This window comes from Nitratireductor sp. ZSWI3, assembly GCF_024655565.1.
In the GTDB taxonomy this organism is placed as follows: Bacteria; Pseudomonadota; Alphaproteobacteria; order Rhizobiales; family Rhizobiaceae; genus Nitratireductor.
The window spans coordinates 22356-34594 of sequence record NZ_JANKOF010000048.1 but is presented as its reverse complement, the minus strand read 5'-3'; the positions used below and the strand labels follow the sequence as shown (position 1 = coordinate 34594).

Genomic DNA, 12239 nt, shown 5'->3' with positions numbered 1-12239 from the left:
TCCTCGGGCTCCGACCCGAGGATCCATGCCGGAACGGCGCACAGGCATAATGTCGCGTACCGTGGTCGTCCGAATGGACGCACGGCGCTGTAGAATGCCGAAAGCCGGCCTTAACGGTTTGATGAGACAGTTCCGCCATCGGACACGGGCAGGTTGGGAAATGGCTGGATCTGGTTTGAACGGCGCCGCCGCGGCGCATGGTGCGCGCTATTCCTCCGCGCAGATCGCGCTTCACTGGATCGTCGTCGCGGGGATCGTTTCCCAGTGGCTGACGTCCGGGGCGATCCAGCGGACCCACAACCCGCTCCTTCCGCCGAGCTCCACCGACCTGCTGCTGCATTCGCTGCACAATTATGGCGGCATCACCATCGGCGTTCTGATGGTGCTGCGGGTCCTGCTGCGCCTGCTGCGCCCCGTGCCGCCCGCCGACGGGCTGCCGGCCTGGCAGAAGCGCGCCTCGGCGATCGTGCAATGGGGGCTCTACGCCTCGCTGTTCGCGCAGGCCGGCACCGGCTTCACCGCCTCCTATCTGTGGGCGGGAGCAGCGCCGATCCACGGGCTGCTCTGGAACGTCACGCTGACGCTCGCCTTCCTGCACATCGCCGCGGCGATCGTCCACCTGTGCAAGGGGGATGGGATTTTCAGGCGCATGGTGCCCGCCACGCGCCAGACGCTTCAGCCAAAAGGTAAAAGGCGCTAGTGGTCTGACCGAAACAGATGGTACTCATCTGTTTCGGCAAGTCAGCCCACAAGCTGTTGATCTGGTGGGGCGATTTTCCCCAACAGATGAGTACCATCTGTTGGGATCGCACCACTAGATATCCAGGTTGGCGACCGACAGGGCGTTTTCCTGGATGAACTCGCGGCGCGGCTCCACCTCGTCGCCCATCAGGCGCGAGAACAGGGAATCGGCATCCGTCGCATCCGGGACCTTGACCTGCAGCAGCGAACGCGCCTCCGGATCGAGGGTCGTCTCCCAGAGCTGCTCGGCATTCATTTCACCCAGGCCCTTGTAACGCTGCATGGTGAGACCCTTGCGGCCGGTGGCAAAGACGGCATCGAGCAGCGCCATCGGACCGGAGATGACCTCCGACCTGTCCTTGCGGCGCAGGACCGGCGGCTTGGCGTAAACCTCCTGCAGGCGGGCGGCGTAACGGTCGATGGCGCGCGCATCGGCCGAGCCGACAAGACCTGCGTCGAGCACGATCACCTCACGGACGCCGCGTACGGTGCGTTCGAACAGGTAGCCGCCCGCGCCGTCGTTGGACGGGTTCACCCGCCCTTCCCAGCCGCGCTCGGTTTCCTCGGCGATGATGTCGAGACGGCGCGCCACATAAGCGGCGGCTTCCGCCGCGCGGCCGGGGTCGGCGAGCACCGCCGCATTCAGCGCGCCGGCGATCGCCGCCTGCTCGACCACGGCGCGGTTGTAGCGCGTGTGCAGGCCGTTGATCAGCGAGCGCACCGCGCGCGCATCCTCGATCGCCGCCTTCAGGTCCTGGCCGCCACGCACCTCGCCGGTCGATAGCTCCAGCGTCGCTTCCTCCAGGCCCGTATCGATGAGGAATTCCTCGAAGGCCGCCTCGTCCTTGATGTACTGCACGGACTTGCCGCGCGTGACCTTGTAGAGCGGCGGCTGCGCGATATAGAGGTGCCCGCGCTCGATCAGCTCCGGCATCTGCCGGAAGAAGAACGTCAGCAGCAGCGTGCGGATATGGGCGCCGTCGACGTCGGCGTCCGTCATGATGATGATCTTGTGATAGCGCAGCTTCTCGAGATTGAACTCGTCCTTGCCGATGCCGGTGCCGAGCGCTGTGATCAGCGTGCCGATCATGTCCGACGACAGCATGCGGTCGAAGCGGGCGCGTTCGACGTTCAGGATCTTGCCGCGCAGCGGCAGGATCGCCTGGTTCTTGCGCGAGCGGCCGGATTTCGCCGATCCGCCCGCCGAGTCGCCCTCGACGATGAACAGTTCGGATTTCGCCGGGTCGCGCTCCTGGCAGTCGGCAAGCTTGCCCGGCAGCGAGGTGATGTCGAGCACGCCCTTGCGCCGCGTCAGCTCACGCGCCTTGCGCGCGGCCTCACGCGCCGCAGCCGCTTCGACGACCTTGCCAACCAGCGTCTTGGCCTCCCCCGGGTGCTCTTCGAGCCAGCTTCCGAGCGCCTCGTTCACCAGGCTTTCCACCACCGGCCGCACTTCCGAGGAGACCAGCTTGTCCTTGGTCTGCGAGGAGAATTTCGGATCCGGCACCTTCACGGAGAGCACCGCGGTCAGGCCTTCGCGGCAGTCGTCGCCGGTCAGCGAGACCTTTTCCTTCTTGGTCAGGCCCGAGCTTTCGGCGTAGCCGGTCACCTGGCGCGTCAGCGCGCCGCGGAAGCCGGCCATATGGGTGCCGCCGTCGCGCTGCGGGATGTTGTTGGTGAAGGCGAGCACGTTCTCGTGGTAGGAATCGTTCCACCACATGGCCACCTCGACGGCGATGCCGTCGCGCTCGTTGCGAATGGCGATCGGGCTATCGATCAGCGGCTTCTTGGCGCGATCGAGATATTTGACGAATTCCTCCAGACCGCCCTCGTACAGCAGCTCCTGCTGCTTCAGGTCGGCGTGGCGCCTGTCGGTCAACACGATGCGCACCCCCGAATTCAGGAAGGCGAGCTCGCGCAGACGATGCTCCAGTGTGTTGTAGTCGAACTCCACCATGGTGAAGGTCTCGGGCGAGGGCAGGAAGGTGACCTCCGTGCCAGTCTCCTCACCCGCCTCGCCGGTGACGGCGAGCGGCGCGTCGGCGACGCCGTGGGTGAAGCTCATCTCGTGGATCTTGCCCTTGCGGCGGATCTTCAGCTTGAGCCAGATCGACAGCGCGTTGACGACCGAGACGCCGACGCCGTGCAGACCGCCCGACACCTTGTAGGAATTCTGGTCGAACTTACCGCCGGCATGGAGCTGCGTCATAATGACCTCGGCGGCCGACACGCCTTCGCCCGAGTGCACATCGGTCGGAATGCCGCGGCCATTGTCGGTCACGGTGCAGGAGCCGTCGGGATTGAGCGTCACGGTGACCAGCGTCGCGTGGCCCGCCAGCGCCTCGTCGATGGCGTTGTCCACCACCTCGTAGACCATGTGATGCAGACCCGACCCATCGTCGGTATCGCCGATATACATGCCGGGCCGCTTGCGGACGGCATCCAGGCCCTTCAAAACCTTGATCGATTCCGCGCCGTATTCGGCCGGTTCGCCGGGAAGAGTTTCGGGCGTGTCGCTCATCAAAATCTTTCGTTCAGGAAGCGCCCGGGACGCGGTCCCGGAACGGCAGAAACATACACCGCGAATCAGGCGGCGCGCACTCGTCAAGATATAGGCGTTTCAGGCACTTTTTCCAAGTTTTGCGCCGTTTCGCGGTTGGGGATGAAATCCCTCCCTCACGGCTCTTTGCCTTTGCCGCGAAACCGATTATGAAGCCCCTACACAATCGGAGACCGAGGCATATGGCCACCATCAGCCAGAAACCAAAGCTCATCACCATTTTCGGCGGCTCCGGCTTCATCGGCCGCCATCTGGTGCAGGCCTTGACGAAGCGCGGACACCGGGTGCGCGTCGGGTGCCGCAACCCCAATCTGGCGATGCATCTGCAGCCGCTGGGCAATGTCGGGCAGGTGCACGCGGTGCAGGCCAACCTGCGCAACCGCGCCTCCGTGGACCGGGCCGTGGAAGGCGCCGACCATGTCATCAACCTGGTCGGCATTCTCCATGAATCGGGCCGCCAGACCTTCGACGCGGTGCAGAATTTCGGCGCCCGTGCGGTGGCCGAGGCCGCCCGCGCCGCCGGCGCCAGGCTGACGCAGGGTTCCGCCATCGGCGCCGATCTCAATTCACCGTCCGACTATGCCCGCACCAAGGCGCTGGGCGAGCAGGCCGCTCTCGAAACGGTGAAGGATGCGGTGATCATCCGCCCCTCCATCGTCTTCGGACCGGAAGACCAGTTCTTCAACCGCTTCGCGAACATGGCGCGGTTTTCGCCTTTCCTGCCGCTGATCGGCGGCGGCGCGACAAGGTTTCAGCCCGTCTATGTGGCCGATGTGGCGGAAGCTTACGCGCGCTCGGTCGACGGCGATCTGAAGGCGGGCGAGATCTACGAGCTCGGCGGCCCCGAAGTGCTCACCTTCCGCGAATGCATGGAGGAGATGCTGGAGACGACCTGCCGCAAGCGCTGGCTCGTTTCCGTCCCGTGGTCGGTGGCGCGGCTTCAGGGGCGCATTCTCGGCATGCTCCCGGGCCGGTTGCTGACGCTCGACCAGGTCAAGCTCCTGGAGGTCGACAACGTCGTCTCGGAAGCGGCCATCAACGACAAGCGTACCCTGCCGGGTCTCGGCATCGCCCAGCATTCGCTGGCGGCGATCCTGCCGACCTATCTGTGGCGCTACCGTCCGGCAGGCCAGTTCACCCGCAAGCAGCTTCTTTAGGTCCGCCCGTGAGCGGATGGGATACGCTTCTGCCTGAAGCGCTCGGCGCGTGGCCGACGCTCATCCTCGTCGTCGCCAGCTTCTTCACCTCGGCCCTGACCGCCGTCTTCGGCGTCGGCGGCGGGGTGGCCATGCTGGCGCTGCTCGGCCTTTTCATTCCCGTCGCGGCACTCATTCCCGTGCATGGCGCGGTGCAGCTCGGCTCCAACACCGGCCGCGCCTGGCATCAGCGGGCATACATCCGCTCCTCCATCGCGGCACCCTTCATTGCCGGCAGCCTCTTGGGCATCGCCGCCGGCGCCTATTTCGTCGTGCAGCTGCCCGATGCCCTGTTGAAGCTGGTGCTCGGGGTGTTCGTCGTCACGGTGACCTGGACGAAGATCCCCGGCGCCGCGCAGCTGAGCCACGCCGGGCTTGCGGCCGGCAGCGCGGTGCTCGCGCTGGCAACGATGTTTGTCGGCGCGACGGGTCCGCTGTTCGCGGCGTTCTTCGGGCAGGTTATCCCCGATGACCGCAAGGCGCTGATCGCCACCCAGGCGGCCGGCATGACGCTGCACCATACGCTGAAGGTGATCGCTTTCGCCGTTGCCGGCTTCGCCTTCTGGCGCTGGCTGCCCTTCGTCGCCGTGATGATCGTCTCGGGCTATCTGGGAACCATCTACGGCAGCAAGCTGCTTGAAAAGATGCCGGAGGCCGCCTTCCGGCGCTGGTTCAAGATCGGCCTGACCCTCCTGGCGCTCGACCTGATCAGACGCGGGCTCGCAGGCATGGTCTGACGCCGAGGCCGCCGCCTCAGCGCGGCGGCGTGCCGTTCTCCGCCAGAACCGACCCGATCAGATAAAGCGAGCCGCAGATCAGGATGCGCGGCGGCGGCTCGGTGCCATCGCGCCCGCGGTCAAGCGTGTCGCGCAGAAGCTTCAAGGCATTGGCCACCGAATGCACCGGCTCGGCCGACAAGCCGGCCTCCATGGCCCTGGCCGCAAGTTCGGCGTTCGGCACGCCGGCATCGCTCGCTTCCACAGGCACGGTGTAGACATGACGCGCCATGCCTTCGAAGGCGCGGAAATATCCCGTCTGGTCCTTCGTGTTGATCATGCCGGCGATCAGGAACAGCGGACGCGGCGAGCGGTCCTCCTCGCCGGCCAGCGCTTCGGCGATCGCTTCTCCGGCGCCGGGATTGTGCCCTCCGTCGAGCCATACCTCGGCGCCCTCCGGCGCGAGATCGGCGAGCGGGCCCGGCGGAAGGCGCTGCAGGCGCCCCGGCCAGACCACCTTTTCCATGGCGGCTTCGGCCGTGCGCAGGCTGACCGGGAAGCCGGCGGCCTTGACGGCAGCGATGGCAGCCGCGGCGTTGGCGATCTGGTGGCGGCCCGCCAGCCTCGGAAGCGGCAGGTCGAACAGGCCGTCATTGTCCTGATAGATCATCCGGCCGTTTTCCTCGAAGGCCAGAAAGTCCTCGCCGTAGATCAAGACCGGGCAGTCGAGCCGCTCGGCCGTATCGACAAGCATCTCGCGCGCCGCGTCGAATTCCTGCTGGCCGATGACCACCGGGCAGCCGCGCTTGATGATGCCGGCCTTCTCCGCGGCGATCAGCTCCACCCGGTCTCCGAGGTAGGCTTCGTGATCGAGGGAAATCGGCATGATCAGGCTTGCGGCCGGCCGCTCGATGACGTTGGTCGCATCGAACCGTCCGCCGAGCCCGACCTCGACGATGGCGGCATCGGCGGGATCCTCCGAGAAGAGGACGAACATGACCGCCGTCAGAATCTCGAAAACGGTGATCGGCTCGCCGCCATTGGCCGCGGCGACACGCGCGACCGCATCGGCAAGGACCGCATCCTCGACCAGCCTGCCGCCGCCTTCCTCGCCGATGCGATAGCGCTCGTGCCAGTTCACCAGATGCGGCGAGGTGTGGACATGGACGATGCGGCCGGCGGCTTCCAGCGCGGCCCGCGCAAAGGCGGTCGCCGACCCCTTGCCGTTGGTGCCCGCCACATGGATGACCGGCGGCAGCTTGCGGTGCGGATTGCCGAGCTGATCGAGCAGCCGCGTGATGCGATCGAGCGAAAGATCGAATCCCTTCGGGTGAAGAGACAGAAGTCTCTCGATCTCGCGCTCGGCGGAAAGAATGGTCATGGCCGTGTCACCTGATGAGACGCGGTCCGGAGGTCCGGACGCCTATGCTTCCGGTTGCTCGGCGGCCGGCCCTTCGGCCACCGGGGCAGGCAACGCCTCTGCTTTCGCCTCCGACGCAACAACGGCCTCTTCCACCTTCTCCTTCAACAGGATCTTGACGAGCCGGGCGACCGTCTCCCTCATCTCGAGCCGCGAGACGACCATGTCGACCATGCCGTGCTCCTTGAGGTACTCGGCACGCTGGAAGCCCTCCGGCAGCTTTTCGCGGATGGTCTGCTCGATGACGCGAGGCCCGGCGAAGCCGATCAGCGCGCCCGGCTCCGCGATGTGCACGTCGCCCAGCATCGCATAGGAGGCGGTGACGCCGCCCGTGGTCGGGTTGGTCAGCACGACGATGTAGGGAAGGCCGGCCTCCTTCAGCCGGTCGAGCGCCACGGTGGTGCGCGGCAACTGCATCAGCGAGAGGATACCTTCCTGCATGCGCGCGCCGCCGGAAGCGGCGAACAGCACCAGCGGGAGCTTGCGCTCGACCGCCGTCTCGAAGCCGCGGATGATCGCCTCGCCGGCGGCCATGCCCAGCGAACCGCCCATGAAGGCGAAATCCTGAACCGTGGCGACGAGTTCCAGCCCCTCGATCCGGCCGATGCCGTTGAGGACGGCGTCCTCCATATTGGTCTTCGCCTTGGCGTCGCGCAGGCGGTCCGTGTAACGGCGCTCGTCGCGGAATTTCAGCGGGTCTACAGCCGCCTTCGGGCTTTCGAGCGTCTCGTATTCACCGCCGTCGAAGAAGGACCTCAGGCGCTCGCGCGCCGAGATCTTCATATGATGGCCGGACGAGGGGATGACCCACAGATTGTCTTCCAGATCCTTGTGAAAGACCATCTCGCCGGTCTCCGGATCCTTGATCCAGAGATTTTCCGGCATCTCGCGACGGCCAAGCATCGAATTGATCTTCGGCCGGACGTAGCTGGTGATCCAGTTCATTGTTTATGCCTTCTGCTCTACTGGATGAAGGATGGGCCGATTATCAGGCAACAGCAAGGCGCGCTTCGCGCACGCCATCCGCCAGGCCGCGCACCAGCGTGGCGACGGCCTCGGCGGGATCGGCCACCTTCTCACCCTTTGCGTCGTAACACTGGGCGATGGCCGCGACGATGGCGGTGCCCACCACCACGCCATCCGCCGCCTCGCCGATCGCCTTTGCCTGGCGTGCGGTCTTCACGCCGAACCCGACGCAGACCGGCAGGTCGGTGTGCGCCTTGATGCGGGCGACGGCGCCGGCGACCTTGCTCGTGTCCGGCAGCGCCGAGCCGGTGACGCCCGTCATCGACACGTAATAGACAAAGCCCGACGTGTTGGTGAGCACGGTCGGCAGGCGCTTCTCGTCCGTGGTCGGCGTGGCCAGGCGAATGAAGTTGATGCCGGCCCGCAGAGCCGGAACGCAGAGCTCGCTGTCCATTTCCGGCGGCAGGTCGACGATGATGAGACCGTCGATGCCGGCCTCCTTCGCATCCCTCAGGAAGCGCTCGACCCCGTAGATGTAGATCGGGTTGTAATACCCCATCATGACGATCGGCGTGTCGTCGTCGCCGGTGCGGAAGTCGCGCGCCATCTGCAGAGTCTTCGAAAGGGTCTGTCCGCCCTTGAGGGCCCGCAGCCCGGCCGCCTGGATCGCGGGACCGTCAGCCATCGGATCGGAGAACGGCATGCCGAGCTCGATCACGTCGCTGCCGGCTTCCGGCAGGGCCTTCATGATCGACAGCGCCGTATCGTAATCCGGGTCCCCACCCATGAAATAGGTCACGAGTGCCGGCCGGTTTTCTTCCTTCAGCCGGGCGAAGCGGCGGTCGATGCGGGTGGTCATGATGATCCTTTGTCCTCGTTCATCCAGTGCGGCGCCCCACGCCGTCCTGCATTCAGGCGATTGCAACGGCCCTAGTGATCTGGTGCGGCGAAGCTTCTGCGCCGGTCATCCTTCGGCGTGCTCGCGAATCTCGATCGTCACCGCGAAAGCGTAGAAGCCGTCGCGGGCGATCCGGCTCTTCGCCTCGTTGGGATCGAAGGCGATGCGCGGTTCGCCATCATCGGCGACATAGGTCAGGAATGAGAGATTCTGGCTCTTTCGAATGCCGATCGGGTTTTCCCGGTCATCGTCCTGGCGGATGGCCACATAGTGGTGCTGGTTTTGCTTGGAACGATAGATTTCGAACATGTTTCAGATCTCCATGCCGAGCATCTTGCCGACCGTGTGGACGTCCTTGTCGCCCCGGCCCGAAAAGTTGACGATCATGATCTGGTCACGGCCCATGGTGGGCGCGAGCTTGATCGCGTGGGCGATCGCATGCGCCGACTCCAGCGCCGGAATGATGCCCTCGATGCGGGTCGTCAGCTGGAACGCTTCCAGCGCCTCCTGATCGAGGATGGGCGAATAGGTCACGCGGCCGGAATCCTTCAGCCAGCTGTGCTCGGGTCCGACACCCGGATAGTCGAGTCCGGCCGAGATCGAGTGACCGTCGAGGATCTGTCCGTCCTCGTTCTGCAGGAGATAGGTGCGGTTGCCGTGCAGCACGCCCGGCTGGCCGGCGGTCATCGAGGCGCAATGCTCCACCCCGTCGAGCCCGTGGCCGCCCGCTTCCACCCCGTGGATCGCCACCTGACGGTCGTCGAGGAACGGATGGAACAGGCCGATGGCGTTCGAGCCGCCGCCGACCGCGGCGACGATCGCATCGGGCAGCCGGCCCTCGAGCTCGAGAATCTGCGCCCGCGCCTCGGTGCCGATCACCGACTGCAGGTCGCGCACCATCTCCGGATAGGGATGCGGACCGGCGGCGGTGCCGATCAGATAATAGGTGTCCTCGACATTCGTCACCCAGTCGCGCAGCGCCTCGTTCATGGCGTCCTTCAAGGTGCCGTGACCGGCCGAGACCGGCTTCACCTCCGCACCCAGCAGATGCATGCGGAACACGTTGGGCTTCTGCCGCTCGACATCGGTGGCGCCCATATAGACCACGCAGGGCAGGCCGAAACGCGCCGCCACCGTGGCCGAGGCCACACCGTGCTGGCCGGCGCCGGTCTCGGCGATGATGCGGGTCTTGCCCATGCGCCTGGCGAGCAGGATTTGGCCGAGGCAATTGTTGATCTTGTGCGAACCGGTGTGGTTCAGGTCCTCGCGTTTGAAATAGATCTTGGCTCCGCCGAGATGCTCGGTGAGGCGCTCGGCGAAATAAAGCGGCGAGGGGCGGCCCGTATAGTGTTTGCCCAGATGATCCAGCTCGGCGCGGAAGGCCGGGTCCTGCTTGGCCGCGTTCCAGTGCTGCTCCAGGTCGAGGATGAGCGGCATGAGCGTCTCGGCGACAAACCGTCCGCCGAATATGCCGAACATGCCGGCCTCGTCGGGGCCACGGCGGAAGGAGTTGGGCTCGGCCGGTTTGTTCAAGGTGCTCTCCTCATCTCAGAGCGGTATCATCGGCAAACGCGGCGCGCGCGGCATCGAAGAACTCGCGTATCAATTCCGGGTTCTTTTCGCCCGGTGCGCTTTCCACACCCGACGAAACATCGATGCCCTGCGGCGACACGACACGCAGCGCAGCGCCGATATTGGCCGCGTTGAGGCCTCCCGAAAGCATGTAATTAACGTCACCGTCAAGAGCGGCAAGCACCCGCCAGTCAAAGGGCACGCCGTTGCCGCCGGGAAGCTCCGCCCCCTTGGGCGGCTTGGCGTCGAAGAGGAACCGGTCGGCGATCCCGCGATAAGGGGCAATTCCCTCGAGATCCGCCGCCTCACGGATGGAGAAGGCCTTCATCACCGGCAGCCGATAGCGCGCCTTGACGGCGGCGACCCGCTCAGGGCTTTCGCTTCCATGGAGCTGCAGCATGTCCGGGGCCATCGCCTCGACTATGGCATCGAGCGCCTCGTCATCGGCGTCCACGCTGACCGCCACGGCCCGTGCGCGGCCAAGCGCCGCCTTGCGCAGCGCGCCGGCCGCTTGCGGGCTCACGTTGCGCGGGCTTTTCTCGAAGAAAATGAAGCCCACATGGCTCGCCCCGCCGTCAAGCGCGGCGGCAACCGCTTCCGGCGTCTTGAGGCCGCAGATCTTGATGTCGAGTGTCATAGGGGGGAAGTGCCACGAAACGGCTACGGAGTCGAGTGAAGATACCCCTGGAGCGGAGCCTTCACGCGGCACTCACTCGAAGCCGATCGCCTGCAGGGCGTTGCCGTTTCGCTTCAGCCAGTCCTTGCAGCGGTCGGTCTCCGGGCAGAGCTCCTTGCAGAGCTTCCAGAACCGCGCCCCGTGGTTCATCTCCTTCAGATGCGCCACTTCATGGGCCACCAGATAGTCGATGACAGGGGGCGGAGCCATCATGATGCGCCAGGAGAAGGACAGGACGCCATCCGAGGTGCACGAGCCCCAGCGGCTCTTGGTATCGCGAAAGCGGATCGCGCGGGCGCGCCTGCCGAGCGCCACCGAGTGCTTGGCGACGAGGGCCTCGATGTCGCGCTTGGCTTCCCGTTTCAGAAAATCGGCGACGCGGCGGGGCAGGTGCCTGCGGTCGCCGGGCACGACCAGAACCGGCTCGCCGTCCTGCAGCCTGGCTTCGGCGGCACCCCGACCGGCGGCGTCGTGGACGATCCGGTGAGGCGTGCCGCGCACGGGGATCCGGATGCCCGGCCGCACCAGGGGCTTCTCGGGAAGCTTGCGCAAGCGCTCCTCGAGCCAGCCGGCATGCCGGTCGAGAAAATCGTCCACTTGGCGCGAGCGCGAAAGGCCCGGCGGCACCGTGACCCGAAGCCCCTTGCCGCCCGGCTCGATCCGCAGCGTCAGCCGCTTGGCCCGGCTGTTCTCCACGACGCGGAGCGGCAGCTCGCGGCCGGCCACACGATGGACGCGCTCGGCCGGCGCGGCAGCGACATTGAGCCCGATCATCTTGAGTAATCCGAACGTCATGAAAGCAAAACTAGATGATTCGCAAAAACCTGTCGCATCGGGCCGAAAATCGGAATCGGTTTTCGGAAAGCACGATGCACAGATTCAAAGACTTACAGCGTCCTTTGCGCGTCCGAACCACGCACGGCGCTGTAAGGCGAAAAAGAAAGCGGCACCTCGAGGAGATGCCGCTTTCGTCATTTTATCCGCTATGCCGACGATCAATCCTCGTCCTTCGTATCCGGCACGGACTTGCCGCGTCCGGATTTGCGGCCCTTGTTGCGCTCGTTCATGAAGCGATCGAACTCTTCCTGATCCTTGGCGCGGCGCAGCTCGCGCATGTACTCGTCGAAATCGTCACGCATCTCGTCGAGCTTGCGGCGCTCCTCGGCAAGTCGCTCCAGCTCCTTTTCGCGCCAGTCGTCGAAGGCGACGTTGCCGGTATACGAATGCCGATGCGCACCGCGGCGGCAGCCGGTGAAGAAATGGTCCGTCTTGCGGTTGACGTCGCGCTTGAAGTCTCCCAGCCGGTCACCCCACAGAATATAGGCGAGCATGGCGAGGCCGAGCGGCCAGAACACCATGAAGCCCACCACCATCAGGGCAATCGTCGCAGGCGTCCAAGCGGGACGGATAAGTGCAGAGTTGGTCATGGTCACCCGTTCCTTTGTTTGAGCGTGCAACCCCCGGGCAGTTGCATGAATTCGAGATGGGAAGGTC

General features: G+C 65.5%; 12 protein-coding genes. 3 read left to right on the top strand and 9 right to left on the bottom strand.

The annotated features are described in order from the left end of the window. The first annotated feature begins 160 nt into the window (after window positions 1-160). Window positions 161-700 (top strand): cytochrome b, encoded by a 540-nt coding sequence (locus NUU27_RS15135; RefSeq protein ID WP_257762957.1) that lies wholly within the window; start codon window positions 161-163, stop codon window positions 698-700. Window positions 701-814: 114 nt separating this feature from the next. Here the strand turns inward: NUU27_RS15135 and gyrB are convergent, their stop codons facing one another. Beyond that, window positions 815-3262, bottom strand: coding sequence for a DNA topoisomerase (ATP-hydrolyzing) subunit B (gyrB, locus tag NUU27_RS15130; RefSeq protein WP_257762956.1), 2448 nt, complete (start codon window positions 3260-3262; stop codon window positions 815-817). A gap of 221 nt (window positions 3263-3483) precedes the next feature. On the opposite strand from gyrB, the gene NUU27_RS15125 reads away from it, so the two are divergent. Beyond that, window positions 3484-4458: a complex I NDUFA9 subunit family protein gene (locus tag NUU27_RS15125; protein ID WP_257762955.1), complete on the top strand. Its 975-nt coding sequence runs from the start codon at window positions 3484-3486 to the stop codon at window positions 4456-4458. Between the two features lie 8 nt (window positions 4459-4466). Then, a complete protein-coding gene (locus NUU27_RS15120) occupies window positions 4467-5234 on the top strand; it encodes a sulfite exporter TauE/SafE family protein (RefSeq protein ID WP_257762954.1) in 768 nt (255 codons plus the stop codon). A 16-nt stretch (window positions 5235-5250) separates the two neighbouring features. On the opposite strand, the gene NUU27_RS15115 is transcribed toward NUU27_RS15120, so the two are convergent. From NUU27_RS15115 to NUU27_RS15080, 8 genes are all read right to left on the bottom strand, one after another. Then, complete coding sequence (locus NUU27_RS15115; RefSeq protein ID WP_257762953.1) at window positions 5251-6594, bottom strand: folylpolyglutamate synthase/dihydrofolate synthase family protein; 1344 nt, start codon at window positions 6592-6594, stop codon at window positions 5251-5253. Between the two features lie 42 nt (window positions 6595-6636). Continuing rightward, a complete protein-coding gene (gene accD, locus NUU27_RS15110) occupies window positions 6637-7578 on the bottom strand; it encodes an acetyl-CoA carboxylase, carboxyltransferase subunit beta (protein WP_257762952.1) in 942 nt (313 codons plus the stop codon). Between the two features lie 43 nt (window positions 7579-7621). Continuing rightward, entirely contained in the window at window positions 7622-8458 is an 837-nt protein-coding gene (gene trpA / locus NUU27_RS15105) for a tryptophan synthase subunit alpha (RefSeq protein WP_257762951.1), read from the bottom strand. A gap of 105 nt (window positions 8459-8563) precedes the next feature. Then, entirely contained in the window at window positions 8564-8806 is a 243-nt protein-coding gene (locus NUU27_RS15100; RefSeq protein WP_257762950.1) for a hypothetical protein, read from the bottom strand. 3 nt (window positions 8807-8809) lie between these two features. Further along, complete coding sequence (trpB, locus tag NUU27_RS15095; RefSeq protein WP_257762949.1) at window positions 8810-10030, bottom strand: tryptophan synthase subunit beta; 1221 nt, start codon at window positions 10028-10030, stop codon at window positions 8810-8812. A gap of 10 nt (window positions 10031-10040) precedes the next feature. Continuing rightward, on the bottom strand, window positions 10041-10706 hold the full coding sequence (locus tag NUU27_RS15090; protein WP_257762948.1) for a phosphoribosylanthranilate isomerase: 666 nt from the start codon (window positions 10704-10706) through the stop codon (window positions 10041-10043). Window positions 10707-10778: 72 nt separating this feature from the next. Beyond that, window positions 10779-11540 (bottom strand): M48 family metallopeptidase, encoded by a 762-nt coding sequence (locus tag NUU27_RS15085; protein WP_374567020.1) that lies wholly within the window; start codon window positions 11538-11540, stop codon window positions 10779-10781. 200 nt (window positions 11541-11740) lie between these two features. Then, complete coding sequence (locus NUU27_RS15080) at window positions 11741-12172, bottom strand: DUF2852 domain-containing protein (protein WP_257762946.1); 432 nt, start codon at window positions 12170-12172, stop codon at window positions 11741-11743. Between the last annotated feature and the right edge of the window lie 67 nt (window positions 12173-12239).